The 25,977-nt window shown below is 65.6% G+C and carries 31 protein-coding genes; 8 read left to right on the top strand and 23 right to left on the bottom strand.

Annotation, left to right across the window (positions count from 1 at the left end; all coding sequences use genetic code 11):
• Window positions 1–2 precede the first annotated feature (2 nt).
• Entirely contained in the window at window positions 3–1,004 is a 1,002-nt protein-coding gene (locus AC3IPP_RS00710; protein ID WP_489149975.1) for an NADPH:quinone oxidoreductase family protein, read from the bottom strand.
• 109 nt (window positions 1,005–1,113) lie between these two features.
• Here AC3IPP_RS00710 and AC3IPP_RS00705 point away from each other — a divergent pair, with 109 nt between their 5' ends.
• Window positions 1,114–1,989, top strand: a complete 876-nt coding sequence (locus tag AC3IPP_RS00705; protein ID WP_489149974.1) for an isoaspartyl peptidase/L-asparaginase family protein — start codon at window positions 1,114–1,116, stop codon at window positions 1,987–1,989.
• A gap of 224 nt (window positions 1,990–2,213) precedes the next feature.
• The gene (locus tag AC3IPP_RS00700) at window positions 2,214–5,069 is read left to right on the top strand and encodes a M16 family metallopeptidase (protein WP_489149973.1); all 2,856 of its coding nucleotides are present in this window, start codon (window positions 2,214–2,216) and stop codon (window positions 5,067–5,069) included.
• A gap of 53 nt (window positions 5,070–5,122) precedes the next feature.
• Here AC3IPP_RS00700 and AC3IPP_RS00695 read toward each other — a convergent pair whose 3' ends face one another.
• The 3 genes from AC3IPP_RS00695 to rlmN form a co-directional block, all read right to left on the bottom strand.
• Window positions 5,123–5,947 (bottom strand): S1 family peptidase, encoded by an 825-nt coding sequence (locus AC3IPP_RS00695; protein WP_489149972.1) that lies wholly within the window; start codon window positions 5,945–5,947, stop codon window positions 5,123–5,125.
• Between the two features lie 10 nt (window positions 5,948–5,957).
• Window positions 5,958–6,401 carry a DUF350 domain-containing protein gene (locus tag AC3IPP_RS00690; protein WP_003166326.1) on the bottom strand — a complete coding sequence of 148 codons (444 nt, stop codon included), beginning with the start codon at window positions 6,399–6,401 and terminating at the stop codon, window positions 5,958–5,960.
• Window positions 6,402–6,536: 135 nt separating this feature from the next.
• On the bottom strand, window positions 6,537–7,700 hold the full coding sequence (rlmN, locus tag AC3IPP_RS00685; RefSeq protein ID WP_087138821.1) for a dual-specificity RNA methyltransferase RlmN: 1,164 nt from the start codon (window positions 7,698–7,700) through the stop codon (window positions 6,537–6,539).
• Window positions 7,701–7,997: 297 nt separating this feature from the next.
• On the opposite strand from rlmN, the gene AC3IPP_RS00680 reads away from it, so the two are divergent.
• The 3 genes from AC3IPP_RS00680 to AC3IPP_RS00670 all read left to right on the top strand — a co-directional run bounded on the left by AC3IPP_RS00680 (window position 7,998) and on the right by AC3IPP_RS00670 (window position 9,610).
• Window positions 7,998–8,585: a manganese efflux pump MntP gene (locus AC3IPP_RS00680; RefSeq protein WP_489149971.1), complete on the top strand. Its 588-nt coding sequence runs from the start codon at window positions 7,998–8,000 to the stop codon at window positions 8,583–8,585.
• Window positions 8,586–8,676: 91 nt separating this feature from the next.
• A complete protein-coding gene (locus tag AC3IPP_RS00675; RefSeq protein WP_489149970.1) occupies window positions 8,677–8,904 on the top strand; it encodes a hypothetical protein in 228 nt (75 codons plus the stop codon).
• A 232-nt stretch (window positions 8,905–9,136) separates the two neighbouring features.
• Window positions 9,137–9,610 carry a hypothetical protein gene (locus AC3IPP_RS00670; RefSeq protein WP_489149969.1) on the top strand — a complete coding sequence of 158 codons (474 nt, stop codon included), beginning with the start codon at window positions 9,137–9,139 and terminating at the stop codon, window positions 9,608–9,610.
• A gap of 145 nt (window positions 9,611–9,755) precedes the next feature.
• On the opposite strand, the gene AC3IPP_RS00665 is transcribed toward AC3IPP_RS00670, so the two are convergent.
• Window positions 9,756–10,244: a DNA adenine methylase gene (locus AC3IPP_RS00665; RefSeq protein ID WP_489149968.1), complete on the bottom strand. Its 489-nt coding sequence runs from the start codon at window positions 10,242–10,244 to the stop codon at window positions 9,756–9,758.
• A 107-nt stretch (window positions 10,245–10,351) separates the two neighbouring features.
• On the opposite strand from AC3IPP_RS00665, the gene AC3IPP_RS00660 reads away from it, so the two are divergent.
• Window positions 10,352–10,516, top strand: a complete 165-nt coding sequence (locus tag AC3IPP_RS00660) for a hypothetical protein (RefSeq protein ID WP_489149967.1) — start codon at window positions 10,352–10,354, stop codon at window positions 10,514–10,516.
• A 463-nt stretch (window positions 10,517–10,979) separates the two neighbouring features.
• Here AC3IPP_RS00660 and AC3IPP_RS00655 read toward each other — a convergent pair whose 3' ends face one another.
• The 3 genes from AC3IPP_RS00655 to AC3IPP_RS00645 all read right to left on the bottom strand — a co-directional run bounded on the left by AC3IPP_RS00655 (window position 10,980) and on the right by AC3IPP_RS00645 (window position 16,734).
• Entirely contained in the window at window positions 10,980–15,710 is a 4,731-nt protein-coding gene (locus AC3IPP_RS00655) for a hypothetical protein (RefSeq protein WP_489149965.1), read from the bottom strand.
• 21 nt (window positions 15,711–15,731) lie between these two features.
• A complete protein-coding gene (locus AC3IPP_RS00650) occupies window positions 15,732–16,382 on the bottom strand; it encodes a hypothetical protein (protein ID WP_489149964.1) in 651 nt (216 codons plus the stop codon).
• A 148-nt stretch (window positions 16,383–16,530) separates the two neighbouring features.
• Complete coding sequence (locus AC3IPP_RS00645) at window positions 16,531–16,734, bottom strand: hypothetical protein (RefSeq protein ID WP_489149963.1); 204 nt, start codon at window positions 16,732–16,734, stop codon at window positions 16,531–16,533.
• Window positions 16,735–16,975: 241 nt separating this feature from the next.
• On the opposite strand from AC3IPP_RS00645, the gene AC3IPP_RS00640 reads away from it, so the two are divergent.
• Window positions 16,976–17,302, top strand: coding sequence for a hypothetical protein (locus tag AC3IPP_RS00640; protein WP_489149962.1), 327 nt, complete (start codon window positions 16,976–16,978; stop codon window positions 17,300–17,302).
• On the opposite strand, the gene AC3IPP_RS00635 is transcribed toward AC3IPP_RS00640, so the two are convergent.
• Window positions 17,299–17,574 (bottom strand): hypothetical protein, encoded by a 276-nt coding sequence (locus tag AC3IPP_RS00635; RefSeq protein ID WP_489149961.1) that lies wholly within the window; start codon window positions 17,572–17,574, stop codon window positions 17,299–17,301. The two genes, AC3IPP_RS00640 and AC3IPP_RS00635, sit on opposite strands and share 4 nt — an antisense overlap.
• An 83-nt stretch (window positions 17,575–17,657) precedes the next feature.
• Between AC3IPP_RS00635 and AC3IPP_RS00630 the strand changes: the two genes are divergently transcribed.
• Window positions 17,658–18,569, top strand: a complete 912-nt coding sequence (locus AC3IPP_RS00630; RefSeq protein WP_489177428.1) for a recombinase family protein — start codon at window positions 17,658–17,660, stop codon at window positions 18,567–18,569.
• Here the strand turns inward: AC3IPP_RS00630 and AC3IPP_RS00625 are convergent.
• The 14 genes from AC3IPP_RS00625 to AC3IPP_RS00560 form a co-directional block, all read right to left on the bottom strand.
• Window positions 18,564–19,742 carry a tyrosine-type recombinase/integrase gene (locus AC3IPP_RS00625; RefSeq protein WP_489149960.1) on the bottom strand — a complete coding sequence of 393 codons (1,179 nt, stop codon included), beginning with the start codon at window positions 19,740–19,742 and terminating at the stop codon, window positions 18,564–18,566. The genes AC3IPP_RS00630 and AC3IPP_RS00625 overlap by 6 nt on opposite strands.
• Entirely contained in the window at window positions 19,742–20,035 is a 294-nt protein-coding gene (locus AC3IPP_RS00620; RefSeq protein WP_489149959.1) for a hypothetical protein, read from the bottom strand. Before AC3IPP_RS00620 ends, AC3IPP_RS00625 begins: the two co-directional genes overlap by 1 nt.
• 13 nt (window positions 20,036–20,048) lie before the next feature.
• Window positions 20,049–20,375, bottom strand: a complete 327-nt coding sequence (locus AC3IPP_RS00615; protein WP_489149958.1) for a helix-turn-helix domain-containing protein — start codon at window positions 20,373–20,375, stop codon at window positions 20,049–20,051.
• Window positions 20,372–20,719, bottom strand: coding sequence for a hypothetical protein (locus AC3IPP_RS00610; RefSeq protein WP_489177427.1), 348 nt, complete (start codon window positions 20,717–20,719; stop codon window positions 20,372–20,374). The genes AC3IPP_RS00615 and AC3IPP_RS00610 overlap by 4 nt, the downstream gene beginning before the upstream one ends.
• A 5-nt stretch (window positions 20,720–20,724) precedes the next feature.
• A complete protein-coding gene (locus AC3IPP_RS00605; protein ID WP_489149956.1) occupies window positions 20,725–21,099 on the bottom strand; it encodes a hypothetical protein in 375 nt (124 codons plus the stop codon).
• Complete coding sequence (locus tag AC3IPP_RS00600) at window positions 21,096–21,308, bottom strand: hypothetical protein (protein WP_489149955.1); 213 nt, start codon at window positions 21,306–21,308, stop codon at window positions 21,096–21,098. The genes AC3IPP_RS00605 and AC3IPP_RS00600 overlap by 4 nt, the downstream gene beginning before the upstream one ends.
• Window positions 21,305–21,583, bottom strand: a complete 279-nt coding sequence (locus AC3IPP_RS00595; RefSeq protein WP_489149954.1) for a hypothetical protein — start codon at window positions 21,581–21,583, stop codon at window positions 21,305–21,307. The genes AC3IPP_RS00600 and AC3IPP_RS00595 overlap by 4 nt, the downstream gene beginning before the upstream one ends.
• Entirely contained in the window at window positions 21,580–21,765 is a 186-nt protein-coding gene (locus AC3IPP_RS00590) for a hypothetical protein (protein WP_489149953.1), read from the bottom strand. The genes AC3IPP_RS00595 and AC3IPP_RS00590 overlap by 4 nt, the downstream gene beginning before the upstream one ends.
• Complete coding sequence (locus tag AC3IPP_RS00585) at window positions 21,762–23,123, bottom strand: hypothetical protein (protein ID WP_489149952.1); 1,362 nt, start codon at window positions 23,121–23,123, stop codon at window positions 21,762–21,764. Before AC3IPP_RS00585 ends, AC3IPP_RS00590 begins: the two co-directional genes overlap by 4 nt.
• Window positions 23,120–23,392 (bottom strand): hypothetical protein, encoded by a 273-nt coding sequence (locus tag AC3IPP_RS00580; RefSeq protein ID WP_489149951.1) that lies wholly within the window; start codon window positions 23,390–23,392, stop codon window positions 23,120–23,122. The genes AC3IPP_RS00585 and AC3IPP_RS00580 overlap by 4 nt, the downstream gene beginning before the upstream one ends.
• A complete protein-coding gene (locus tag AC3IPP_RS00575) occupies window positions 23,389–23,745 on the bottom strand; it encodes a hypothetical protein (protein WP_489149950.1) in 357 nt (118 codons plus the stop codon). Before AC3IPP_RS00575 ends, AC3IPP_RS00580 begins: the two co-directional genes overlap by 4 nt.
• Entirely contained in the window at window positions 23,742–24,089 is a 348-nt protein-coding gene (locus tag AC3IPP_RS00570; protein WP_489149949.1) for a hypothetical protein, read from the bottom strand. The genes AC3IPP_RS00575 and AC3IPP_RS00570 overlap by 4 nt, the downstream gene beginning before the upstream one ends.
• Window positions 24,086–25,249 (bottom strand): hypothetical protein, encoded by a 1,164-nt coding sequence (locus AC3IPP_RS00565; RefSeq protein WP_489149948.1) that lies wholly within the window; start codon window positions 25,247–25,249, stop codon window positions 24,086–24,088. Before AC3IPP_RS00565 ends, AC3IPP_RS00570 begins: the two co-directional genes overlap by 4 nt.
• Window positions 25,250–25,317: 68 nt before the next feature.
• Entirely contained in the window at window positions 25,318–25,977 is a 660-nt protein-coding gene (locus AC3IPP_RS00560) for a helix-turn-helix domain-containing protein (protein ID WP_489177426.1), read from the bottom strand.

Genomic DNA, 25,977 nt, shown 5'->3' with positions numbered 1-25,977 from the left:
ACCTAGTCCTCCACCTTCACCACGATCTTGCCGATGGCCGCGCGGTCGCTGAGGGCCTGGATGGCCTCATGGGCGCGTTCCAGCGGGAAGGTGCGGCTGACGCGCGGCTTGATCTTGCCTTCGCTGTAGAGCTGCATCAGCTCGGCCATGTTGGCGGCGTGGCCCTTGGGATCGCGGGCGACGGCGGCGCCCCAGAAGACGCCGACCACCGACACCGACTTCAGCAGCGTCAGGTTCAGCGGCAGGGACGGAATCCCCGCCGGGAAGCCCACCACCAGATAGCGGCCGTTCCAGTCCATGGCGCGAAGCGCCGGCTCGGCGTAGTCGCCGCCGACGCCGTCGAACACCACATCGGCGCCGTCGCGGCCGGTCGACAGCTTGAACTCGCCCGACAGCTCCTTCTGGGCCGCCTTGTCCATCGGGCCGGAGGGGTAGATCAGGCCGTTGTCGGCGCCCAGCTCCAGCGCGAACTCCACCTTGTCATTGGTCGAGGCGGCGGCGACCACGCGCGCGCCCATCGCCTTGCCCAGTTCGACGGCGGCGGCGCCGACGCCGCCCGCTGCGCCCAGCACCAGCAGCGTCTCGCCCGGCTGTAACTGCGCCCGGTCCTTCAGGGCGTAGTAGCTGGTGCCATAGGTCATGATGAAGGCCGCGGCGGTCTCATAGTCCATACCGTCGGGGATGGGGATCAGGGTCTCGGCCTTGACCTTCAGCCGCTCGACCATGCCGCCCCAGCCGGGCACGGCGACAACCCGATCGCCCCGGAACACGCCCTTAACGCCTTCGCCGACCGCATCGACGACGCCCGCGACCTCGGCCCCCGGCGCGAAGGGGCGCTCAGGCTTGAACTGGTATTTGTCGGCGATGATCAGGGCGTCGGGATAGTTGACGCCCACGGCCTTGACCTCGATCACCACCTCGCCCGGACCGGGCGTGGGGTCCATGATCTCCTCGACGACAAGCGTTTCCGGGCCGCCGGGGGCCTTGGACAGGACTGCACGCATAGGAACTCTTTTCAGCTATCCCCTATCGGCCATGGCGCCGACACGCCGGCGACGCTAATCAGCCTGCGGCCTGATGCAAAGAGGCCGAATGGGTTCTGAGGAGACGATCATGGCGAAACCCGCCCTCATCCTTCACGGCGGCGCCGGCGCCCGGCGCGAGCGCAACTACGACGCCGAAGTCGTGCACATGCGCGAGGTGGTGGAGGCCATGAAGGCGCGGCTGGACGCCGGGGCCTCGGCCCTGGACGTGGCCGTCGAAGCGGTCGTCATGCTCGAAGACTCCGGCCTCTATGTCGCCGGGCGCGGCGCCTCGCCCAACCTGGCGGGCGACTATGAGCTGGACGCCAGCCTCATGGACAGCGTCACCGGCAAGGCCGGGGCCGTCGCCGCCCTGCAGGGCTTCCGCAATCCGGTCGTCGCCGCCCGCGCGGTGATGGACCGCACCCCCCACGTCATGCTGGCCGGAAACGGCGCCGCCCGCTTCGCCGCCGAACAGAGCCTGGCGCGCATCGAAGACCCCGAAGCCTGGTACACTCGCGCCGGTCAGGGCGAGGACAACCATCCGCCCAGCGGTCTCAGCCACGGCACCGTCGGCTGCTGCGTGCTGGACAACCAAGGCCGACTGGCGGCCGCCACCTCGACGGCGGGCGTGTTCGGCAAGATGCCGGGTCGCGTAGGCGACACTCCCATCCCCGCTGCCGGAACCTGGGCCGACGAGCACGCCGCCGTCTCCTGCACTGGCCAGGGCGAGTATTTCATCCGCGTCGCCGCCGCCGCGCGCACCGCCATCGGCGTCGCCGCCGGCCAGTCTCTGGTCGAGGCGTCGCAAGCCGTCATTGACCGCATCGGCGCCCTGGGCGGGGACGGCGGCCTGATCGCTCTGGACCGTCACGGCAATATCGCCCAGCCCTATAACAGCCAGGGCATGAAACGCGCCTGGCTGGCGACCGACGGCAGCGTCGGCGTCGAAGTGTTCGGGCGGTGACATTCTAATTCCGCTCATCCCCGCGGAGGCGGAGCGCGGATCGAGCGCCAGAATCGACGCCGCCGCGCTTGAGGCCAAAGCATTGGGTCCCCGCCTCCGCGGGGATGAGCGGCGGAAATGACGCTCCGTTTCATTACAGCTCCGTAAGGTGCGCGGCGGCTCTTCGCCCTGCTAGGCTTTCGGCGCCCGTTTCTTCGACTGCGGGCGTTGGAAAGCCGCCCCTCATGAAGAATCGTCTGATCCTGACCGCCTGCGCCTCGGCGCTGCTGCTTGGCCTGCCCGCCGCGGCCCCCGCCTGGGCCAAGGCGCCGCCCGCCGCCGCGACAACCGCCCAGGGCGGGGTCGAGGTGCCGCCGCTGGGCTTCGCCAAGCGGGTGCTGGCCAACGGCATGGAGGTCTATACGGCGCGCGACGCCTCGACCTCGAACGTCACGGTCCAGGTCTGGTATCGCGTGGGGTCGAAGGACGATCCGGCGGGCCGTTCGGGCTTCGCTCACCTGTTCGAACACCTGCTGTTCAAGGCGACCAAGAACATGCCGTCCGAGACGTTCGATCGCCTGACCGAGGACGTCGGCGGCTTCAACAACGCCTTCACCGCCGACGACGTGACCGCCTATTATGAAGTGGTCCCGGCCAACCACCTGCAGCGCATCCTGTTCGCCGAAGCCGATCGCATGGGCTCGCTGGTCGTCGATGAGGCGAACTTCGCCTCCGAGCGCGACGTGGTGAAGGAGGAATACCGCCAGCGGATTCTGGCCAGCCCCTATGGCCGTCTGTTCGGCCTGTTCACGCCCGAGACCATCTATCAGGACCACCCCTATCGCCGTCCGGGCATCGGCTCGATCGAAGAGCTGGACGCCGCGACCCTGGACGACGTGCTGCGTTTCCACGCCACCTACTACCGGCCGGACAACGCCATGCTGATCGTGGCGGGCAATTTCGACCAGGCGCAGCTGGACGGCTGGGTCGACGAGTACTTCGCCCCGCTGAAGCGTCCGTCGACGCCCATGCCCGCCAATGATGTGAAAGAGCCCGAGCCGACCGGCCCGCGCACCGCCACCTATTACGCGCCGAACGTGCCCCTGCCCGCCGTGGCCCTGGCCTGGAACACCGTGGCCTATAAGGACGCCGATCGCGCGGCCCTGACGGTGCTGGACGGCATCCTGTCGACCGGCGAAAGCAGCCGCCTGTACCGCTCGCTGGTCTATGACAAGCAGATCGCCGCCTCGGCCGGCTCCAACCCCGACTTCGCCCAACAGGCGGGCAATCTGGCCGCCTACGCCATCATGGCGGGCGGCGAGACGGTCGAGACCGGCAAGGCCGCGCTGGAGGCCGAGATCGCGCGCCTGCGCGACGAACCCGTCACCGCCGCCGAACTGGCCGAGGCCAAGAACGAACTGGTCGCCGACGCCCTGCGCGGCCGTGAAAGCATCGACGACCGCGCCACGACCCTGGGCATGGCGCTGATCATGACCGGCGACGCGACGGCCGCCGACCGCGAGATCGCCGAAATCCAGGCCGTCACCGCCGCCGACGTGCAGCGCGTGGCCCGCCGCTATCTGACGCCGCAGCGCCAGATCACCATCAACTACCTGCCCGCCGACGACGCCAATGCGCCCAGCGAGCAGAAGAAGAACGTCGACGCCCCCGTCACGGTCGCCGCCCTGGCCCCGGCCGGTCCGGTCGCCGTCCTGCTGCCGGAAGCCGAGCGCGCCCGCCTGCCCCAGCCGGGGCCTGAAGTGTCGCCCGCCACCCCGGCCATCGCCGACTTCCGCCTGGACAACGGCCTGCGCGTTCTGGTCGCGCCCACGACAGGTCTGCCGCTGGTCTCGGCGCGGTTGAACTTCAACGCCGGCTCGGCCCATGATCCGGCGGGCAAGCCGGGCGTCGCCTCCATGACCGCCGCCCTGCTGACTCAAGGCACGACGACCAAGGACGCGCCGGAAATCGCCACCGCCATCGAGCAACTAGGCGCCAGCATCGGCGCGGGCGCGGGCGCCGACTTCACCAATGTCTACGCCAATGCGCCCAAGGACGTGTTCGGCCGGACCCTGACTCTGATGGCCGATCTGGTGCGCAACCCGACCTTCGCCGCAGAAGAGCTGGAGCGTCAGCAGTCCCAGACCCTGGATGGCCTGCGCGTGGCGCTGAGCCAGCCCGGCTCCATCGCCGGGCAGGCGGTCGGCCGCGTGATCTACGGCGCCGCCCCCTATGGCGCGCCGGGTTCTGGCACAGTGAACAGCATCCCCGCCCTGACGCGCGACGACGTGGCGGCGTTCCACTCCGATCGCTTCCGTCCGTCGCAGGCGACCCTCGTCTTCTCGGGCGACGTGACCCCGGCCGAAGCCCGCGCCCTGGCGGACGAGGCCTTCGGCGACTGGCGCGACGCCGGTCCCGCACCGGCCGCCATCGACAAGGCGGGCCAGGCTTTGGCTCCGCGCGTCGTCGTCATCGACCAGCCGGGCGCCGGTCAGGCGGCGGTCGTCGCCGCCATCCGCGGCGTCAGCCGCACCGACGCGGACTTCTTCCCGCTGACGGTCGGCAACACCCTGCTGGGCGGCGGCTACTCCTCGCGGCTGAACCAGAAGATCCGCATCGAGAAGGGCCTGTCCTACGGCGCCGGATCGTCGCTGGGCGCGCGGGCGGACGCGGGCGTCTTCACCGCCTCGACCCAGACCAAGAACGAGTCGGCGGCCGAGGTGGTCGATCTGATGCTGGCCGAGATCGGCAAGCTGGGCGACGCCCCGGCGACCGAGGCCGAACTGGCCCCGCGCCGCGCCACCCTGATCGGCGCCTTCGGCCGCTCGCTGGAGACGGTCGACGGCCTGGGCGGCCTGGTCGCCAACCTGGCCCTCTACGACCTGCCGATGAGCGATCTGGCCGACTACGCCGGACGCGTCCGCGCGGTCACGCCGCAGCAGGTCGAGGCGGCCTTCGCCGAACACCTGCCGACCGACCGGGCCAGCATGGTCGTGGTCGGCGACGCCTCCAAGTTCATCGACGCCCTGCGGGCCAAGTATCCGAACGTCGAGGTCATTCCGCTGACCGATCTGAACCTGGACAGCGCCTCGCTGAAGTAAGGCCAAGAACGCCTCCCCTCATGGGGAGGCGTTTTTCGTTCAGGTCGCCAGGATCAGGTCGTCAGACACACCACCTGGGCGACACGCAGATCCTGACGCAGCCGGTCGGAGACGGCGCCGTAGTTCTGGGTCGTCACGGCCTGGCCCAGGGCGGCTTCATCGGCGCGTTGCTGGGCGCCGACCGTGGGCACGAAGGTGTCAGGGGCCGTCGTGTAGATGCGGCCGCGCCGGGGCGACTCGGCGATGGTCACGCCCAGCACCCGTCCGCGACGGTCCAGCACCGGCGCGCCCGACAGGCCCGACAGCGTGCCCTTCAGCCCCCGCGTGCGGCCGGCCTCGGCCCAGGCCAGCACCGGCTCGTCATAGGAGCGGTGGCCGCGGATCTTCAGCGTCTCACGGCCGATCAGGCGCGAGGCCACCTCGCCCGGCCGCCCTTGAGGGAAGCCGGGGTGGAAGGCCCGCTGGCCCTTGTAGAGCGGCGCCTGGGGCGCGATCGGCAAGGCGGGCGGTCCCCCGTCCGTCAGCAGCACGGCCACGTCCGCCCGCGCGGCCAGGCGCACGTCGGCGGCCAGGGCGCGGGTCTTGTCGATCACCAGCGCGGGTTTGCGGCACCCTTCGACCACGTGGCGGGCGGTGATCCAGCGGCCGTCTCCGGCGATGGAGAAGGCCGTGCCCGACACCGGCTCATGCTCGTCCGAGGTGTCGACGGTGACGGACGGATCAAAGGGGGTGATCGGCCCCAGCAGAGGCCCCGTCGCCTCATCGTAATGGAAATCATGCGGCGCGTCGGCGCGCTCGCCCCGGTTCAGGGACGCAATCAGGATCACGCCGATGACGGCGGCGTAGATGGTCCAGTCGGGAAGATGGGGAAAGCGCAAGGCCGCCGCCTCAACCCGTCAGGGCCGCCGCCAGGATCAAGGCGGTCGACAGCTTGGCCCCGGCCAAGACCACGGCGGCGGAGGTTTCGCCCTTCTCTATCCGTTGCGGCAGGCCGTGCAGCAGGAAGTCGACGACGCGGAAGGCCAGCAGTTGCAGCACCACCGTCGCCACGCCCCAGATGGCGATGTCACGGATCGAGGTCGACACCGACAGGGACACCGCCAGCGGGATGGCCAGACCGACCAGCACCCCGGAAAAGGCCACGGCGGCGGCCGGATTGCCTTGCCGGATCAGGGCGATCTCGCGCCACGGCGTCAGCAGGGCATAGACCGCCGCCCCCGCCGCCAGCAGGCCGAACGTCACCGCCAGGTGCAGCATCAGGATCGGAAAGCCCGTCGCGAACGCCTGGAGTTCAGGAGTCGACAGAACGCCCGGCAACGACGAGGTCTCCATGACGACGAACCCTAGCCTCCCAGCCTAAAGGGGAACGAAACCAAAACACCCTTGCCCGAAAGCCTGACCGTTCCGCTAGGGCGCCCGCGCCACAGTCGGCGGACAAAGCGTCCGACCGGGCGGGCGGCGGCCCTCTCAGGCCGCGTCGGCCTCTTCGCGCTCGGCCTTGATCCGCGCGCTGGCCCTCAGCTTCTCGCTTTCGGACTTGAGCTGGCCGCAGGCGGCCAGGATGTCGCGGCCGCGCGGGGTGCGGATGGGGCTGGCGTAGCCCGCCTTGTTCAGGATGGCGGCGAAGGTCTCGATCGTCTTCCAGTCCGAGCACTGATAGTCGGTGCCGGGCCAGGGGTTGAACGGGATCAGGTTCACCTTGGACGGAATGCCCTCGATCAGCTTGATCAAGGCGCGCGCCTCGGCCGGGCTGTCGTTGACGCCCTTCAGCATGACGTATTCGAACGTCACCCGGCGCGCGTTGGACAGGCCGGGATAGGCGCGGATGGCGGCCATCAGCTGGTCCAGCGGATACTTCTTGTTCAGCGGCACCAGTTGATCGCGAAGGGGATCGTTGGTGGCGTGCAGGCTGATGGCCAGCATGGCCGCCGTGCGCTCGCCCAGGGCGTTCAGCTGCGGCACGACGCCCGAGGTCGACACCGTGATCCGACGCCGCGACAGGGCGATGCCCTCATTGTCGGAGATGATGTCGATGGCGTTGGCGACGTGGTCCAGATTGTAGAGCGGCTCGCCCATGCCCATGAAGACGATGTTCGACAGGCGACGATCTTCCTTGGGCGAGGGCCACTCGTCCAGATCGTCACGGGCCACCTGGACTTGGGCCACGATCTCAGCCGTGGTCAGGTTGCGGACCAGCTTCTGCGTGCCGGTGTGGCAGAAGGTGCAGTTCAGGGTGCAGCCGACCTGGGACGAGACGCACAGGGCGCCCGCCCGGCCCACGTCGGGAATGTAGACGGTCTCGATCTCGATGCCCGGCGCCGTACGGATCAACCATTTGCGCGTGCCGTCCTTCGACACCTGGCGCTCGACGATCTCGGGGCGGGCCAGGGTGAAGGCCTCGGCCAGCTTGGCGCGCGTGTCCTTGCCCACGTCGCTCATCAGATCGAAGTCGGTCACGCCGTAGTGGTGGATCCAGCGCCACGCCTGCGAGGCGCGCATCTTGGCCTTTTCGGGCGGGCAGATTTCAGCGTCGATCAGGGCCTGGCGCAGCTCGTCGCGCGTCAGACCGCTGAGGTTGACGGGCGTCTTTACCGGGGCGCTGGCGCGCGTGAGATCGAGCGAAATGCTCAAGGGCGGATGTCCTGCGGCGAAGGGTGAAGCGGCGGCGTCTAGCACAGATGGGACGTCTTGTCGCCTTTGGCCATCTGCGGGTTGATAGACTCGGAACGAGGCGCTAGAGGGGCGGCCGTTGGGGAGTAGCTTCCGGCATATCCCAGCCGGGGTCGCGTCAACACACTTGCTTCCTGTCTTCAGGGGCATGGCGCGATCAGCGGATCACCTCCGCCTAGCGAGACCAGCATGCTGCACCTGCGGGGCCGGCCCGCGCGTGGAGCGTGCTGTCATGCGTCCGGCCGAGTGTGTTTTCCCATGATGTCCCCCGTCGCCATCGCCGTCCTGTCCGTCAGCATGTCCGCCGACGCCTTCGCCGCCGCCATCGGGCGCGGCGCCCAGCACCGGCCGACGGTGCCCCAGGCCCTGCGCTCGGGCCTAGTGTTCGGCGTGATCGAGGCGATCACCCCCCTGATCGGCTTCGCCCTGGGCGTGGCGGCCGCCGGCTTCGTCGCCGCCATCGACCACTGGATCGCGTTCGGCCTGCTGGGCGCGGTCGGGGCCAAGATGATCTGGGAGGCGCTGAAGCGTGAAGACGAAGTCGAGGCGGCTGACCCCGGCGGCAAGGCCGCGTCGCGCGGCCTGCTGGCTCTGGTCGCCACCGCCGTCGGCACCTCGATCGACGCGGGCGCGGTGGGGGTCGGCCTGGCGCTGCTGGACGCCAACATCTGGCTGATCGCCGCCTGCATCGGCTTCACCACCTTCGCTTTGGCGACCTTGGGCCTGCTGGTCGGCAAGGCGGCGGGCACGCGCCTGGGCAAGATCGTCGAACTGATCGGCGGCGTCGCCCTGATCGCGCTAGGCCTGAAGATCCTGCTGGAGCATCTGGGCGTTCTGGCGAGCTGAGGCGGGCGCCTGAAGCCTAGCCTTGCTCCGAGACAGATTCAGGAGGATCATTCCGTCTCGCCGCTCGTTTCACCGGCTGAAGGAGACCGCCATGCGCGCCCCCCTGTTCCTCGCCGCCGTCCTCGTCGCCCCGCTGGCGCTCGCCGCCTGCGCCTCGGGCCGCCCCTTGCCGACCTATCAGCAGGAGATGGACAAGCTGGACGCCGAATGCCGCGACCGCGGCGGCATCATTTCGCCTACCGGCCGCCAGACCGGCCGCCCGCAGACCGACTACGTCTGCAAGATCACCGGCGGCGCCTCGCGCATTCCTCAAGGATGAGGCGCTACGGGGCAGACTTCATGGTAGGCCGATGTAGCTGAGACTCCCCCAACACGAGCCCCGCCTTGTAGATTTCAATGTTCCGTGGAAGCGTTGAATTGCAAGGGGCCCCCATGAACGGTTTCGACTTTCTTTTCTCTCTCATCGGGCTCTTATTGGGGTTTGTGCTGATCGAAATTCTCCGAGGGCGCTGAAGGCGCGCCAGACGCACCACCGATATCATGGACAAACCGTGCGCCTGGGCTGGCTTAGCATTGTGCTCGCCGTATTCGTCATGGTGGACGTCGCCAGTTACTGGACCAACATCTGGGAAATGCGCGAGCGACTAACAGTCGGTTACGACACCGTCTTGACCAGTTTGTTTGTGGCGGCGCTCTACTATTTCGCTGCGTCGATGGTTTTCCCCAGCGACATGGAGGCTTGGCCGGACCTGGATGAGTGGTTCTGGCGAAACAAACACCGCGTCCTTCTTCTAGTCTTTACCGCCAGCGCCATCACGATGACCGGGGTATTTGTGTTCTCTATCGAGCGGCCGACTGCCTTGGAGCTCGCCATATCGCAGGGAGGCTACTTCGGTCTTCTGCTCATAGCCGCCCTGGCTCGCGGGCCTCGTCTGTTCACATTGTCCCTAGGCGCCATGCTTCTGATCTATGCAGCCTACGGCGGCGCCAGCTTTGCCGCGCGAGTCGGCCTTATTGGCGGCTGACACAAGGACAGGTCCGCAGCGGCGGCTCCTCAGCAGGCAGAAGAGCTCTCGCACTAAGCCATTCACTAGAGAAAATCCGTGGTGGTTGGAGGCGGCTACCAACGCACACCCACATTGGAACGGATCGTGAAACTGGCCATCTAGCCTAGAATAGGCTCGCCTGAGCCGCCGCCGGCGCCAGCTTCACCCCCTTCCCGATCAACAGTTCAGCCGCCGTCGACGCCTTGTCTCCGCCGGCGATGGTGTAGGTCGTCTGCACGGCCTCGATGTCGGCCCAGGCGAACAGGTCACAATACTGCGTTTCGTTCAGCCTGGCGAACTCGCTTCGCGTCGCCGGTCGCCACCGCAACTCCCGCAGCAGGGCATCGAGAAAACGCTGCTGCACCCGGAACAGGGTGACGATATCGCCGGAGATGTCGTTGATGACCTCGACCGACGGCCGAACCCGCCGGCGCAGGAAGACGCCCCCCCCCATGCCGATGAAGGGTTCGACATAGGCGTCATGATCGGTCGCAGCCAGAATATGACAGATGGGCTTGGCTAGGTAGCGCTTGCCGCCCAGCCACGCTGCGGGCGGCTCGGCGGCCGCGACGGGGCGTTGGCCGACATAGAGAACATTACGAGAGCAATTCATTTGCGGGCAGGTCCCCTGCACGGTTAGGAGCCCCCCCTCCCGCAGGTCGACGCGTTGGGGCGCGCCGATCCCGCCCCGGACGAGAGGCGGAATGGATGGAGGAGACGATGAAGCGAGACGAACCCGGTTCGCCGCCCGAAGAGCGGTTCAAGGCCGAGCTGGAAGAGCTGGCAGCCCTGATGGAGGAGCGGATCACTCCGCCGCCGCGCGATCGCGCGCTGATTGCGGGGCTGATCGCCGGCATGACCCATGTCGGGCGGCCGCCTCGATGAGCGCCCCAGCGGACAAGGAACTGGCCGCCTTGATGCTACGCCTGGCCGGCCTGGACCTACACAGCGCAGACGGCCGGACCGGGGCGGGCGCAATCCTTCGTGAGATCGAGACGAAGGCGCCGGGAACATTGGCGCGTCTGCGCACGGCGTGCGCTGCAAGCGGCGTGACGGCGCACTAAGGCATGCATCGCGATTACGACGACACGGTCGCGATGGATGACATCGCGCCTTGCGACCAGATGGAACTGACGTGCGCCTGCGGACACAAGGTCGACCCCGCGTGGGCTCTGTGGCCGAAGCAGGCCCGGCGCACGCCGATAAAGGACCTGCGGCCGTCCCTCAGATGTCAGCCCTGCGGCCTGCGAGGCCCAGGCGTGACGATCAGCAGCTACGCCGACGGCGACGCCGGGATGCCCGCCACAACAACTGGACGCGGGCTCCAGCCTCTTCAGCTACGCGGCCATCACTGGGCGAAGCCCGGTACACGACCTCGAGACAATTCGTCGATAATGTCATCGATGCGCTCCGCTGAGCGGCCATCTTGCAGCGCGGCCAACATGGGATCGACACTCAAGGCCACATCGCGGTTCTTCGCTCGCTTTATTATAGCGGTCAGATCGCGCGGCTTCCGCACTCTCGAGCCCACCCCCATGGCCGCAAAATCAAGCGTAGGCGGGCTGGAGAACGGATCGATGACTGCCACCTCACGTCGAACAGCGAAGCCCTCAAGCGCAAGCGTACTGAAATAGGTCGCGACAACGTCTGCTATCGGCAACAACGCGTATGCGGATTGTTCACGCTCAACATGGACATGCTTCCACCTGCCTGACCCATTGGCCGCTGCAACATATGCCTCGACGCGCTCCGGTGTTTCGGCAGGGTGTGGCTTGATGACGGTAAGGGAACCAAGAGGCGCCCCGGCGAGCGTGAGCCGGACGATCTCCTCGGCCCGCCCCCATTCAATGGGCTGGGTAGCTAGCAGAGTTACGACGGGATCGCCGGAAATACCAAGCTTGCGGAAATACTCCGTTCGCGCACCTTGGCGATCAGCCGCCCTCACAGGTCGCAGACGACGATCGATGCGCGGAGAGCCCACGGTCTCAATGATTTCCGGATCGACGCCAAAATACTCACTGTAAATGTTGTGGTGAGCTCGATCTATCGCGGTAACCATGTCCGCGATGGGCTTCCTATATCGCTTACTAGCCGAAAAAGTACCCGTTTGAATATCGAGCGTAGAAATCTCGTGCGCTTTGGCAACATGAAACGCAATCCGCGCCTCTGTACTTCTTCCGGGCGTTGCAGCCACAACCCTCGCTGCGCAATCTGATAATACTTCTTCGAAGTTGGCACCCACTGATAATGCGTATGACGCATTCCTGGAAATATGGAGTGACGCAAGTGAACAAAGGTACCTGCGGAAGACCTTCGCCACCGCGTCATCATTTGTTGCGGATGCGCGTTGAAGAGTAGCGAATGAACGTTGAAGCGCGTTTGCCGTACCCTGTGCGATAGCCGCGCGTCGGGTTCCTAAAATCATGCCGGAGGGCGTGTGGCTGGCGTTTTGCACAGAATGTCGGATCTCCTGATCCAGTTCGTCGCGGGCCATTTGATCGCCAGCCAACAAAGCCACGCCCCACTCGGCAGGCTGCTGCGAGCCTCCAACGATCTCCACCGCGCTGTCTCTGTAGGTGGGATCCGCGGCAGTCGTCACCAGGATCGCTCGACGATCTCGAAGAAAGTCGAGCGGATTTGGTCCATGAGAACCGAGGGCGAAGGGAGATAGTTCGAGAAGATCGTCGCGCTCCTCAGCTTCTAGCGCGTCGTTGAGCGCATCACGTTCGCGAACGGTCGCCGATCCGGTGTAGTAAACAACCGAATTAACCCCCCCATCGAACAACAGTGGGACTACCAACGACATTGCATTGCCATTCGGGTTCCCCACCAGGATTGCTTCTTCATAGCCATCCAGACTGGATAGTCTTAACGCATCAGAGACAAACCTATAGGGTATTATGAGTTGATCTTGCAGACGATCCGAAACAGCGTCGGGTAGGTAGGACTCGCCTAATTCTGATGCCAGAGCCTCTCTCAGCGGCGCCACAAAGTCGCCGGCCGCAGCATAGAAATGGTCGTCTAGCGAGGTGTCGACAGCCGCGTAAGCGGCGATTTCATCATGGCCATGCCTATAGGCTTCCGAGCTCTGAAGCTCACTCCTCAGAGCTGGATTGGCGCAAACATAGGTGACCGCAGCATCGCTGGGAGTAAGTGACGAAAGAAACTCGACCAGTGTTTTAGGTCGGGTGGTCCACTCGACGAGGACCAGTCTTCTCGCGCCAAATGAGCTTAGCTCGTGCCCAGACCGTCGAAAGCGCCACTGGTTCCGCTCTCGTGACACAGCCCACGACACCCGGCGATCAGCAACTTTCGTCGAAAGTAGGTCGGGGGCAAACCAAGCGCCGGGACCGGCCGAAACCCTACGAACTACAGCCTTTCCCGCCGCCGCTCCCGCGCCAGGGGAATTCAACAAACGATTCTGCTCGAAGAAGGCGTCGCGTGTTTCTTTAAGCTTCGCAGAAATAAGGCTGTCTTGAAGAAGGTCCGCGGCGAAAGCAATAAATTCCGCCCCTCGACGCGCAACAACCGCTACGCCCATTGTGTCAAATGGTACTGGCAGAACGCCTTCATCAAGCGCCAATACCAGAACCGAAACGCCAAAAGCAGCGGCCTCCAAAGCCAGGTTGCTGAAGCTAGACACCACCAGTTTAGCGGAGCGCGCCAACTCGTAGGGATCCTGGTCTTTAGTGACAGATGCCCTGTCAGACATCTGGAAGCGCGCGATTTCGCCAAGATACGCCTTTACGTGAAGCTCCGGCTCTCCTGGGTGAACCTTAACAACCAAGCGATAGTCGCCGTCTACCTTCCGAAGAATGTTCAGAGAATTCCAGACAAGTGCGCGGTTGCGCGCAAGCGAGCCGGTCTGGGTTACGACCATGATCATCGGCCGAGCATCTTCGTTTATTGCCTTCGGCACCTCAGAAAGGCGAACGATTGATGGCTCGAACCTTAGGGACCCAACAATATCCACCTGATCTTGGCGAAGACCAAAATGCCCAGTCAGTAAATCTCGGCTATAGGTATCAATAGCCAAGACCGCGTCTGCCGCTGGCGTGCGATACCGGGGCATCCGGCTCATGTACACAGCCATGGCCTCGATAGAGAGGATTGAGGCCGCGCGCGCCTCGCGCACCGTCACCAAGTGTGTGGCAATCCGAGTGGGCTGGGCTAGGACAGCCGCCGGGCGAGCCAAGGCGAACAACCTTTCCAGCGCCTTGGCTTGATGCATCTGTTGCGGAAGCGAGCGAGTGAGCAGTGATGTGAGTAGGTCAGAGATCGCGCTCGACAACTCGTGTCGAACCATCGCCGCAGCGTCGAGTGCTGGCTGGATCTGCGTGTTGATCCTAACCAACCACGCGTCGACCGTGTCTGACTGAACTACTCCACTCACGAGCCGCGGCGGAAGCGCCGGCAATTCCAAAAGGCGTTCGCTCTCCACAGACCAAGGCAGGAGCTTGTCGTGGCTTTCACCGACCCTCCCTATAGAAGGCATAAACAAGGAAAACACGCTGTATTGGCTTTCAATCTCGGACTTCAAAATCCGGACGGTCGGCCCATAAACCCGATCGACGGCGGTTGAGATGAGGATAGGCGGCTTGCTTGCGTTGGCTAGCTTTCGAGCCGCTACTGGCCCCCAATCAGCAAGCTCTGCATCGATCCGGCTCCAAGCATCTTCGTCAGTCTGGATGCCTAGCGAGTCGTCATTGACCTTAGGGGCCTCTTCGGCGGCCGGTTTTCCAGCATCGAGAACGCTAGGCCAAAGGTGATAGGGAGCGCACGCACTGCCGATGAGAATTTTGGCACCGCTATTTGCGGCCTCTGCCATGACAAGGCTTTCGCGAAGGCTCGCGGCAGTCGATGCATAGACAATGATCGCCGCCGGCTTCTCTGCGGCGAGGAACCCCATGAGGGAGGCGCGGCGACGAAGATGCCGGAACACCGCATCACTCACCTGCATTTCGGCCACGATTGGGTGCCGGCTCAGGAAGGCCTTTATGCGGCTAGGCAGCTCACCAGGGAGGCCCTCCATGACGCATTTCGCTACTGCATCCGCCGCGTCGGATAGTACGTTCGCCGGTGCCGAGTTCACATCCCCATACTCTGTGACGTAGTCGACGATCCGCACGCCGGAACGCGGGCCGAATGAAGCCAGCGCGTTCAGCCACTCCTCTTCGCGCTGCCTGTTGCTCAGAAGATCTGAGGTAACCGGCAGAATGGCTGCGCTCCTGGCCCCCTTCAGAAGGCCAGATATCTCCTCGGGTTGGTTCTTGGAGTTCACCATCAGCGCCACCGGTGCCCGGATGACAGCGTCTATGACCGCCAAGCGCTCGGTTAAAGTCGCAGAGAAGGGATCGAGGTGCGCTTCGAGTGTCTGGGGAAGCACCGCCAATGCGCTTTTGGCGGGCTCGGCCAATGCATGCTGATCGCCGCCGGCTAGAGCCAGTTTTTGAAACCACCCCAACACGGCGGCCCGCTCCCCACCCACCATGCTTAAATAGCAACAGATGGAAATAGCCGCGGGCGACATTTTGGAACCGCTAGCGACCCGCAGAGCGTCGAGTAACGCTGCGGCCGCCGCCTCGTCGCGTATCCGTGTGAGAGTTGCCCCGATCAGCTCAGGGAGCACCTCCTTCCGAAGAGCTAGACAATATCTGGCTAGTAAATCGCCAAGCCAGTCAACACGGCGGTGCCGCATTGCCGTAATCAGCAGCCGATTTATGGCAGGAACGCCAGTCTGCCATTTTCCAGACAGTCCTGCGATGCTGCGGTCGAAGGCCTCTCTTTCCCCCAGAATGATCTCAACTCTGGCGAGCCCAAACGCCGAGTTCCATTGGTGAGACCCGAGGCCCGTGGACGCTTGCTGTGTAAATGCCCACCGAGCTAACGAAAAGTCCTGAGCAAGCACTGCTTCATTGCCGATTCGCGCCGCCAATATCGGGGTAGGTTGGACCTCAAAGGCTTGCTGCAGGAGCGATATCGCAGCTTCTGGAGCCCCATCACGTTTAGCAATCTCGGCCGCTGCAATGAGTTCGCTAGCATCTTCAGTCATCATCGCCCCACGGTTTTGGCTGCCCATAATAGACCCCCAGCGGCCACATTAGAGCTGCCCCTTCGTTAAGCGAGAGGGGGCGTACGAGCAACCTGAAGTCAGCCGATGGGTGGCTGGTGATTTCAGGCGGAAATTCAGTACCCAAGTCGTGCTCCCTGGCGGTGCCATGCGGGTGCTGATCAGAACTGAGGCGGGCGATCGCGGCGCGCCCTGAGTCCCAATGTGGCAGAGCGCTGTGGCGGCGCACCAGCCCATGACGAACAGCAGCAGAACGCGGAGGGCGCCATCGGCCATGACGCCGGGCCGATGGCGCGGAGGAACTCCCTCATCGCACGATCTCGAAATGCGGCCCGTCCAGCAGGGCGCTCTTGCCCATGGCCTTGCGCCGCGCCTGTAGCCTTCGACGCCGGCCTTCATCGCCGCAGGCCCGGCCGGCAGGTCGTTCAGCACACGGTCCCACGCCCCCCCCTCAGTCGGCATGACCGGCTTGGCCTCAACGACCAGGTCGGCGCTCGGCGGGTAGATGGCGGCCTCCCGCATGGCCAAGGCGATCTCATAGAAGGGCTCGATGACGGCGCCCGCCTTCGTCTTCACGCGCCAGTGGTCGTCGCCCCAGGTGAAGACGCCGTCGATGTAGGACACGACGTCCAGTCCGGTCGAGAACGCCGCGCCAGCCTTGATGACGTGCGCCGAGTCCATGGTCCGCGACACGCCGCACCGCACCTTCTCGGCCTGCCATCAACAGCGGATCGACCTCGCGCGCATGGTCCATCGACCGCTTGGAAAAGCGGAATCCCATCGGGTTCTCCAGTTCAGTTTTCAGGGGGTGCGCACGGCGCGCGCGGCTTCAGGCGGCGCGACTGACGCTCTGCCGCCTCACGTTCCGCCACAGGACATGGGCGGTGTAGGCCACGGCGCAGACCAGCAGCGCCTCGGTGCGGGATGCGCCATAGTCCCCGACCAGAACGGTCAGGGAATAGGCACCCAGGATCAGCGACAGGATGAACAGCGCCCGTCGCACATCGCCCAGTCCCTCGGGGTAGTCGCCCATGCGGGCTTCAGCGCCTGCGCCCGCAGTTGCAGGCAGGCGCTGCCATAGCCGCTGGCCAGCGCGGCGATCCAGTCGACCCAGGTCATCCCGTCTTCTCCTTGCCCAGACGAGAGGCCCAGCGCCTAGCCCCCTCGATGACGACCGGCAAGTCGTCCACGGCCTACGTCTACGTCGCCTTCGCCAGCATTCGGCACGCCGTGCCCTGCCACCCGCGCAGCATCCGCATCATCGAGGCCGGGCAATGACGTCCGCGCCTCCCAGATCGCCCAGCCTTGAAGGAATCCCCCTTCACCACGACGGCGTCGTCGCCGGCATGGTGCCGGTGCGTGGCGTCGGCTTTCGCGTCGGTCTGCAGGGCGCGGGACAAGCGCTGATCATGAGCCCGGCCAAGACGCGCCGAATGGTGCCCTCTTGGCGCAGCCCTGAAGCCGTGGCGGCAGGGCTCGGCTGGATCGCGGACGCGCTCGAGGAGGCAGCAGACGACATCGACGCCATGCCCGTCGCCGAACAAATCCAGCGGGCAAACGAGATGTGGGCCACGATCTCAGCAGCAGGATCTCGACACTAGTCATGGCTCCCGCTCCTCGCCGCGTCAGCGAAGCGATCGAGCCCCCTTCCGGCGGGCTCGATCCCGCCCTGCTGCGCATCATTCAGGCCATGGTCCGTGCGGATGCGCGCCGCGACTTCCAGGCCGCCAGCGCCGCCCCCTTGCCGAACGACAGGCTCGCGAGTCACGATTAGCGCCACGGCCACGGTGCCGATCGCCGCCGCCACAATGGCCAGGGCGAACAACCCGACGCCGTTCGAGACTTCAAGATCGAGGGTGTGATGCAGTTTCACGACGACAGTTCCTCAGCGATGACGCCGCCAAGGGCTGGGCCGTCGTCGGCACCTACACCGACGCCGCCATTTCCGGCGCAGCCATGGCGAATCGCCCCGGGCTTCTCGCGGCGCTCGCTGCGGCCGACCGAGGCGAGTTCGACCTGCTGTTGGCGGAAGACGAAGATCGCCTCGCCCGCAACCTGGAGCACCTGGCGCACGTGGCCAACCGCCTGGCCGACATCGGTGCCGGCATCGCCACCCTGTCGACCGACCGGGTCCAGGATATGCACGTCGCCTTCAAGGGGCTCATCGCCCAGGACTTCATCCGCAACCTCAGCATGAAGACCAAGCGCGGTATGGCCTCAAATGCGGAGAAGGGTCTCGCGACCGGCTCGCGCCTTTACGGCTATCGCTCCCAGCCCGGCGGCGCGGTCGAGATGCGAAAGGACCGCCAGACCGGCCGCAAGATCACCATCTGCAAACCTCCGAGCGAGCATAAGCGCATCAACGTCCCGCACCTGGCCATCATCGGTCAGGACCTTTGGAAGGCCGCCCAGCAGCGCCTCGACAGCCGCCAGACGGCCGACCCGTCTCAGCGGGCGAGCTTGCGCCGGCGACCGAGGCTGCTGTCAGGCCTGACGAAGTGCGGGTGCTGCGGGGCGTCCTACACCTCGCTCAGCCAGGTACGGCTGGTCTGCGCGACCTATCGCGAGAAGGGGGCGTCCGCCTGCGACAACAACCGCCACCTCAGCCGGGCCGAGATCGAGCATCTCCAGGCGCGCCTGGCCGAGGCTGCCGGCAGCGCCGACGACACGGACAGAAACCTGATCGACAGCGTCAGAGACCTGATCCAGAAGGTGGACATCGAGCCCATCAACAAATCGAGAGGAGCGCCGGTGCGGGTCACCTTGCACGGTGACCTCGCCCGGTTCGTTCTCCCGCAACACCCACCAGCTAGTGGGTGTGCGTTGGTGGTTGGAGGCGGGATCGAACCGCCGACCTGTGGGTTATGAAGCCGCCGCGCGCGACCCCTTAGGCGATTGTTTCGATTTGCCCTTTTTGCCGTCTCCCTTGGTGGCTCCGGGACTATTCCGGGAGAGCGCCGCAAGCCCGGCTTTGACGTCGTCCTCGATCGCATGGGCGTAAACCATCGTCGACTTGATGTCGGCATGACCCAGGAGGCGCTGCGCCAGACGCAGGTTGCCGGTCTCCCGCAGGATCTGCATGCCGCTGTGGTGGCGCAGGTCGTGGATGCCCCGCAGGCCCTTGGCGTCCTTCAGGCCTGATCGCTTCATCGCACGGCGCATGGCGATGGCGGCGCCCGCGGGCTTGAGCGCCTTCAGTATGACTTTGCCAGCCGGGCCTCGTAGGCGACGTTCGCGATACCAGACCGTCTCCAGCTTCGACGCCCGCGCCCGGCCGAGCCGAGCCGACAGCATGGCTGCGTCCTCGGGCAGCAGGGGGATGACGTGGTCGTCGCCGCCCTTCCGGTCCCGGAGGCGGACGCGGGCGTTGTTGATGTCGGCCACGTCGAGGTCGTCGAGCGAGAAGAACAGTTCCGACAGGCGGCAGCCGTAGCGGGCAGCGAACCGGATCAGGTCGTGCCAATGCGGCAGAACCTCGGCCTCGACCCGCTCCAGCTCATCCCCGACAAGCTCCTTGGGCCGAGGCTTCGGCTCCTTCAGCCGCAGGGCCTCCCAGTCGATCTCGGGCAGCCTGGCGCCCCATGCCTTCCGTGCGCGGTTCAGGATCGGCCGCAGGGTGTCGATCATGTCCCGGTTCACCGTCGAGTTGGACGGCAGGTATTCCTTCGCGCCCTTGGCCTTCGACTTGACGATGCCCTGGCCGCGGCGGCGTTCAATGGCCGTGGCGATGTGGTTGGTGGTGATGTCGCAGATGCGCGTCCCTGCCCCCACGACGGCCATCATGCGCTCGATCCGGGCTTCCAGGCGCGCGCCGCCCTTTAGGGTCGTGCCGCGCTCGGTCCACCAGCGGCCGGCGGCCTCGTCGAGCGTCATCTGCGAGGCGTCGTCCAGTTCGCCGGTCGCGGCCTTGGTGCGGATGCGTCGCTCGACCTCCTCGGCCTTGCGCTTCGTCTCCACGCCCGTCGAGCCGTGGTAGCGCCTGCCCTTGTACTGGAAATCGTAGGCCCAGTACCGGCTGTTTTTTGGCAGATAGACGGACATCAGGGGTCGACGCGATAGACGCGCGCATGGGGTATGCCTGGAGGGCAAACCTTGTCCTCAATCTTGTAGATCGCCTCGCGTAGAGGCTGAACGGGATCGGTGGCGCTCAGGATCTGGGCCAGCGGAACGACTTCCTCTTGAAGCTTCTCGTCATCTGCGCCGATGGGCGGGAAGCCGCCTTTGATGATCACCGCTTCAGCGGTTTGCCGGGCAGGCCTGAAGGCTACGGCGGAGTTCTTCATCAGAATTCCGGCCTCGTAGATCGCGGCCTCAACGATTTGGTCGTCGTTCATGTCGTTCAGCCTCCTAGCGTCCGGCCGTCTTCTTGCGCTGGCTGAACGGCACGACCTTGGACTGGACGTGAACCGTTGACCTCGGCTTCTCCTCGCGGACCGGGGCGTCAGCCTGCGTCAGATAACAGCGTATGTCACCCTCGGTGTACGCACGACGAGCTCCGCGTCGAACGGCACGGATCACACCCTCGTCCGTCAGCTCGCGCAGGGTTCCAGCGTCCATGCCCAGCAGCTTGGCGGCGGCCTGGGCGGTGATGATGCAAGCGTCCGCGAAGGCCATCTGGATGCGGCGCTCAGTGGCGGGGCCGATGGTGGGTGCTGCGTCATTTGCGGGCGTCATGCCAAGATCCCTTCGATCTGCAGCCGCCAGTCCCGCGCTAGGTCGGCAAGCACGTCGCCAGCGTCCGGATGGCCGGTCTTCGGCAACAAGGCGGCGGCACCGGCGGCGATGGAGAAGTCGGCTGGTGTCGGCGGGTCGACCAGATAGCAGGTGGCAGCGATGACGGCGGGATCGGCCACGCGGATGGCCTCAAGGGAAGCGCGTGCCATTGCGCGATAGCGGTCTCGCCTCGCCTTTGGCGCGCGGTGCCAGCTTCGACCTCCGGCCTTGCAGATCGCGCCAGCGATGTCGTCGATGATGTCGCGAGCGGCGTAGGTCCGCGCCGTGGCGACGACGTCAGGCAACGCAGTCATTTGAGCACCTCGTCAATCCAACCCTGAATGTTGCCCAGGCAGATCGATGGCGGGCCGCCAATGGTGGAGCCCTCCCAAGCGGCTGCCACGATCTCCACGTCGGCATCGTCCAGTGCGTCGTCCGGGCGAAGCGCGGCGATAGCAGCGCGGGCCTGCCGGAGGGTCAGCCGGACGTTCGCTGCTCGCTCTCGATCCGAGAGCGATAGCTGCTTCATCTCCGACCAAGTCGCATAGACCGGGTCGGGATACTCGTCTTGGAAGCCCCAAATAGCCGCCGCAACGCGATCGATGATCTGGGCCCGCGCCTCTTCGACGGTGCCCGGCGCGGGTGTGGCAGGACGACCGCCGCCCTCGATGACGCGAAACGTCACTGCTGCCTCCAAAGCACTTCGCCGGTCAGCCCGTCTTCGATCTTCAGCGTGCCGGGGTTGGCCTCGGCGTGGGCGTTCAGATCGTCGTCGACCGGAAGATCGATGACATAGAACATGGGCTCGCCATTCGTCAGGCGGTGGAAGATGCGCGGCACCCATTGATCGCGGGGCGGCAGCGGCTTGCCCGTGGCGTAGGTCTGGCCGGTCATCGCGCAGCCTCCTTCATTTGTTCGGCGCGCAGTTGATCCATCTGTCGCAGCGCCTCCTTCATGGTGTTCTGGGCGCGCTGCGCGGGCATCTCGACGAGCAGCCGCATCATGGCGACGATGGCGTCCTTCGACTCGCGAAGCTCAGCAATCTCGGCGTCCTGCTTCAGCAGGGTTTGGGCCGCGCCCAGGCGCAGATCGTCATCGCCCTGCCAGTCAGCGACGTCGCGCTTCAGGCCCTCGGCGAAGCGCCGGGCGTCTTTCGACAGGTCGGTCACGGGCGCTGCTCCTTGATGGAGTAGCCGGACTTGGTGCGGCGGCAGAATGCGCGCTGGTCGTCTAGGCGGATCGTCCAGCCCCAGCCCGGCTTGCAGGTGTCGAGATCGGCGCGCTTGGCCATCAGGATCGCCAGGGCCTCGGAGGGGTTCATCTTCTCGACCTCGACAATGAACTTTGTCATGCCGCCCTCCTCGTCTTCCGGCACTTCCTGAACCAGATGCGGCCCATGGCCTCCCAAGCCGGGATGCAGTGCGTCTTGGCGTCGAGCTTGGCTTCCTTCTCCACGTCGCCCGTCTGGATGATCGCCGCCGGCAGATGCTCGAGGTCGATCTCGGCGAACTCCGGCTTGAACATCAGCATGTCGACGGCCTTGATGGCCGCTGCGCTGATGGGCGCGGCTCCGGCCTTCACCAGAAGCTCGACGACCTGTCGGGCGCGCATGGCGCCGCGTTTCCGGGCCAGTTGGTCGATGGTAGTGATGGCGACGGTCTCGCCGGGCTTCCAACCCCGCGCGCCATAGGCGCTGATGACCAGCGTCGCCCCAGCCTTGTCGATCACCTGCTGGGCCGTCAGGGCGTCCTCGTCGCCGGCGGCGAGCTTGGCCTGGTGCATCTGAATGGGGGTGATCGCCAGACGGTCCTGATTATGCCCGACGAACGCCGAGGCGCGGTCGGTCAGGTCAGAGGCTTCGACCACCAGCACCGGGATCTTGTCGATGCCGCGCGTCGCTGCACCGATGGCCGTGTGTTGGCCGTCGATGATCTCGAACCCGCGCTCTGACCAAGCGACGATGGGCGGCTTGAACCGGCGCCAATCCCAGCGCTCGGCGATGCGCCTGATCAGATCCATCGACTTAGGCGACAGGTCACGCTGGTAGGCCGCTTCGATCAGCAGATCGGCCGGGGCCATCCATTCGGTCAGCGGCGGCTCCGTAGGGATAGGAGCGGGGCTTTCGGCCAGATCGATAGCTTGGACCGGACGAAGGGTATCGGTCTGAACGACCCCCTTGTCATGGATGCTGCCATCCATGTTTTCGGCCTTAACATGGATAGCAGGACTCAAATCCGAGCCCAGTTCGGCGCCACCCTCAAACCCAGCATCTGCGGGCTTGTCGCGCCCGGACGGGCCGATTTCGGCCAGGTTGGGCGCCACTGCTTCGGCACCCTCGCTCAGGCGCGTCCGCAGAGCCGCGACCTCCTCGCTCTCGGGCGCGGCCAGAACCGCGTCGATCTCGCTCTGCATCGGGGTTCGGCCCAGCAGATCGGCGTTGTGGTGAAGCTCATCGAGCTTTTCATCTCGGGTCACGTCGGCCCTCCGGCGCGTCAGCGCGATCTTGATGGTGAGAAGGTTGCGGGCGCGGACCTGGGCGGCCGTCAGGTGCGCCCGAGGAAAGGCGAGCCGCATGTGCTCGGGGCAGAACCAATCGCCCTGGCCGCGATGCGCGCCGCACCAGAGCTGCTTGGCCATTTGGCCGGGCGGATAGCTGGGCCCGACCGGCCAGCGGCAGCACCGATCGGTCAGGGCGAAGAGTGACTTCATGCATGGGCCCGCTCGCCGCGCCGAGCCTCGTCGCTCGCAACCAGCATATCGAGGATGTCCCCGATCTTGCGGACGCTCTCGCGCTCGTCGTCCGTGAAGTGCGTCGCGAAGTGATCCTCGAACTGCTCGAACAGATCGACCCGGCTAGTCTCCGTTCCGACGTCGATCCAGAGCGTGTCGCGGCTGACGTGATCGGGCGCCCCGTAGGTCTCGCACATGCTGAGAACGAGAAAAGCGGCGAAGTCGTTGGCTTCGGCGCGGACGGTCATGCCGCTTCTCCAAATGCGTGGACGGAAGCCGCGCCGAGCTTCGAGGGGGTCCAGGTGGCTTGCTCGCCGGCCGAGACCTTCACGAGGAGGCCGGCGCGAACGAGGCCGCGGAGCGCGCGCTTCAGCTTCTGGCGTTCCAGATCGTCGTTGTGGGTACGGCGGATGGACCGCGAGAAAGCCGCGATCTCAGCTTTCGTGAGAGGTCGACCCTCCAGGACGCAACCTGTCAGGATGCGCTCCCACCGCCCGCCGGGGTGGAACTCGAATGGGTTGTACCCGGTCGCTCCGTCGCCGCAGGCGATGATGGGGCGCCCGTTCTGGTCCCGGCCGACAAGAGCAAAACGCGCGATCATGCGCCAACCCTCGCCAACTCGTGCAGTCCGACCTTCATGCGGACCTCGGCCACGACCTTGGCGCGAACGGCGCCGTCGAACTCTTCCAGGTCGATGACGTGGCGCGAATACGCGGGGTTATCGTGCCAGATCTTCACTTCGCGGCGGCCAGCGACCGGCACCCGCTCAGCGCGGTAGGGCGAGCCGCCCTCGCCGGTGAAGTCGAGGATATAGACGCCTTCGCCCTCATAGCTGCCGGCGGGCTTCACCATCAGGAAGTCGCCTGACCGCAGCGTCGGCTGCATGACGTCGCCGAGGATTTCGAAGGGGCGGATCGCGGGGTGTTCGAACAGCGCCGGGGTCATTTCACGCCCTCCCCGCGCCAGGCCTTCTCGGGGCCAATCCAGTGGTCACCTTCTGCGCCGCTGAACATCAGTACGGGCAGTTCGCTGTCGGGCTTGCCGGCGAGTTGGATGGCCTCCAGATGCGGCAGGTGCATGCAGCGATCGAAGGCATTGCGCACCGCGTCCGCTGCGCCTGGGGCAATCCGGGCGAAGTCGCGCATGGCGTCACGCCAGTCCCGCGGCATTTCCAGATCCCGGAGCCGAGCCGCATGCTGGGCGATCAGCGCTAACCCCTGGGCTAGACCCTCGTCGCTTTTGTCCCGGAGGGTCCGAGCGGTGACCTGTTCGTCGCCAATCGCGTTGGCGCGACTGCCGTAGGTCCCGCGCCCGAGGAACCGAAGCTCGCGAACCAAGTCGAGCATCAACAGCAGGCCGTCCAGGTGCGGCGGCTGCATGGAGAACAGGTCGGTGATCGCGTCATCCCGGTCTGCCCACGCCTTCTCCAGCGCAACCACGTTGGTGGTCGCCTCGAGCGCGTCGATCCGCCCTTCAATCCCGCGGAGGTTGGCGACTGCATCGTCCCAGTCGCCACGGCTTGGCTGGCGCTCGATCATTTCCAGCACTGCAGCCCTGTAGGAGGCCAGCATCAGCAGACGATCTTCGTCCGTATCGGGGACGTCGTTGTCCCCTGCGCGGCCGACGAGCTCGGCGAAGGCCTCCGCCCGCGCGACGACGTCCTGGAGATCAGAAAACGGCGCATGGGCAACGGCCAGCGCCGCGACGCCCAGCTGACCCCGCATGTTCCGCCACTCGGCCTCGGCGGCCATCTCGGCTTGACGGGCCGCTTCCTGCTCGCGACCGGGCGAGGCGGCGAAGAAGGCTCTGCCCGCCTTCTCGTGAACCTGGGCCAGTTCAAAGGCCCGCTGCTTCACGGGGATGGCGGCTTCGATCGCAGCGCGCAGAGCTTCCGAATGCACCGACATGCTGTGCCGGGACAGGCGTTCCATCTCGGCGTCGTGGCGCGCCTGGGTGTGGCTGGGCTTCTTCTGGGCAGCCTCGTCTTCAGCCGTCGCGCTCGCCCGCTCGGCAGCAGTCAGCGCATCATCAGGCAGGAGGTCGGCAGGCTTGGCGGCGACAGGGCGCACGTCGGCCGGCGCGGGAATTTCTTGGATAGCGGACACGGGCGTCTCCTCGGTGATGAAGAGACGCTATGCGTTATGCATAGCTCATGTCAACGCATAATGCATAGTTATCGCCACAGGCCGCTTGCGTCGATCGACTTTCTTCGGCGCTTGTCCTCGTACACGGCCACCACAACGCCGACCAGTTCGAGACCTTCGATCGCAAAGAAGTCGGCGTGGGACATCGTTTCCTCGTCGCGATGAACGCCTCTGAAAGGCACGTACCATTCGGAGCCGTCATCACGTTGCGAGATCACCCAAGTCGACAGCGACCGGCCTTTGGAGGCTGGGGCTGAGATCAGCATCTCGTCCCCGACCATGATCGGTTGCCCCTTGGTTGTGCACACGATGACATAGGTCGTAGGGGGGCCTGGCTCTACGGTATAGGCCGCGAGTTCATCGAAGCTGTAGCCTTCCGCTCCAACCGGCAAAATGGGTGCTTCTGACCTCGACAGCGCGGCTTCAAACTGAACGCCAAGATGGCCGAGCACAGGCGTGCCGACAGAGTCCTCGCCCCCTTCATCGCTCGCCCCGGTCATCAAATGGCTCCAGGAAACGCGGAACGCTCGGCCGTACCGCTGGGCTGCATCAATTTGCAGCCCCCGAGATCCGTTCTCGTGGCCAAGATATGTGCTCTCGGTCCAGCCAAATGCCTGCGCAGCCGCAGTAGCGGAGCGGAAGCCGGCCTTGATGCGCGCTGCTTTCAGCCTTTCGGCAGGAGTCGTCAT

The sequence above is a fragment of the Brevundimonas sp. KH_060 genome, from assembly GCF_057838275.1.
The sequence above is the reverse complement of the archived record's forward strand: the minus strand, read 5'-3'. Positions and strand labels throughout refer to the sequence as shown.

Excerpts from the sequence above, each read along its gene's own strand:
- AC3IPP_RS00600 (WP_489149955.1), bottom strand. The coding sequence starts at position 21,308 with ATGACCGGCCAGACCTACGCCACGGGCAAGCCGCTGCCGCCCCGCGAT.
- AC3IPP_RS00650 (WP_489149964.1), bottom strand. The coding sequence starts at position 16,382 with ATGGACTCGGCGCACGTCATCAAGGCTGGCGCGGCGTTCTCGACCGGA.
- AC3IPP_RS00615 (WP_489149958.1), bottom strand. The coding sequence starts at position 20,375 with ATGACGCCCGCAAATGACGCAGCACCCACCATCGGCCCCGCCACTGAG.
- AC3IPP_RS00645 (WP_489149963.1), bottom strand. The coding sequence starts at position 16,734 with ATGGGCGACTACCCCGAGGGACTGGGCGATGTGCGACGGGCGCTGTTC.
- AC3IPP_RS00690 (WP_003166326.1), bottom strand. The coding sequence starts at position 6,401 with ATGGAGACCTCGTCGTTGCCGGGCGTTCTGTCGACTCCTGAACTCCAG.
- AC3IPP_RS00625 (WP_489149960.1), bottom strand. The coding sequence starts at position 19,742 with ATGTCCGTCTATCTGCCAAAAAACAGCCGGTACTGGGCCTACGATTTC.
- AC3IPP_RS00630 (WP_489177428.1), top strand. The coding sequence starts at position 17,658 with ATGGCGAATCGCCCCGGGCTTCTCGCGGCGCTCGCTGCGGCCGACCGA.
- AC3IPP_RS00590 (WP_489149953.1), bottom strand. The coding sequence starts at position 21,765 with ATGACAAAGTTCATTGTCGAGGTCGAGAAGATGAACCCCTCCGAGGCC.
- AC3IPP_RS00560 (WP_489177426.1), bottom strand. The coding sequence starts at position 25,977 with ATGACGACTCCTGCCGAAAGGCTGAAAGCAGCGCGCATCAAGGCCGGC.
- AC3IPP_RS00705 (WP_489149974.1), top strand. The coding sequence starts at position 1,114 with ATGGCGAAACCCGCCCTCATCCTTCACGGCGGCGCCGGCGCCCGGCGC.
- AC3IPP_RS00580 (WP_489149951.1), bottom strand. The coding sequence starts at position 23,392 with ATGACCGTCCGCGCCGAAGCCAACGACTTCGCCGCTTTTCTCGTTCTC.
- AC3IPP_RS00655 (WP_489149965.1), bottom strand. The coding sequence starts at position 15,710 with ATGGGCAGCCAAAACCGTGGGGCGATGATGACTGAAGATGCTAGCGAA.
- AC3IPP_RS00680 (WP_489149971.1), top strand. The coding sequence starts at position 7,998 with ATGATGTCCCCCGTCGCCATCGCCGTCCTGTCCGTCAGCATGTCCGCC.
- AC3IPP_RS00620 (WP_489149959.1), bottom strand. The coding sequence starts at position 20,035 with ATGAACGACGACCAAATCGTTGAGGCCGCGATCTACGAGGCCGGAATT.
- AC3IPP_RS00660 (WP_489149967.1), top strand. The coding sequence starts at position 10,352 with ATGAAGCGAGACGAACCCGGTTCGCCGCCCGAAGAGCGGTTCAAGGCC.
- AC3IPP_RS00665 (WP_489149968.1), bottom strand. The coding sequence starts at position 10,244 with ATGAATTGCTCTCGTAATGTTCTCTATGTCGGCCAACGCCCCGTCGCG.
- AC3IPP_RS00585 (WP_489149952.1), bottom strand. The coding sequence starts at position 23,123 with ATGAAGTCACTCTTCGCCCTGACCGATCGGTGCTGCCGCTGGCCGGTC.
- AC3IPP_RS00575 (WP_489149950.1), bottom strand. The coding sequence starts at position 23,745 with ATGATCGCGCGTTTTGCTCTTGTCGGCCGGGACCAGAACGGGCGCCCC.
- AC3IPP_RS00700 (WP_489149973.1), top strand. The coding sequence starts at position 2,214 with ATGAAGAATCGTCTGATCCTGACCGCCTGCGCCTCGGCGCTGCTGCTT.
- AC3IPP_RS00710 (WP_489149975.1), bottom strand. The coding sequence starts at position 1,004 with ATGCGTGCAGTCCTGTCCAAGGCCCCCGGCGGCCCGGAAACGCTTGTC.
- AC3IPP_RS00675 (WP_489149970.1), top strand. The coding sequence starts at position 8,677 with ATGCGCGCCCCCCTGTTCCTCGCCGCCGTCCTCGTCGCCCCGCTGGCG.
- AC3IPP_RS00570 (WP_489149949.1), bottom strand. The coding sequence starts at position 24,089 with ATGACCCCGGCGCTGTTCGAACACCCCGCGATCCGCCCCTTCGAAATC.
- AC3IPP_RS00640 (WP_489149962.1), top strand. The coding sequence starts at position 16,976 with ATGACGTCCGCGCCTCCCAGATCGCCCAGCCTTGAAGGAATCCCCCTT.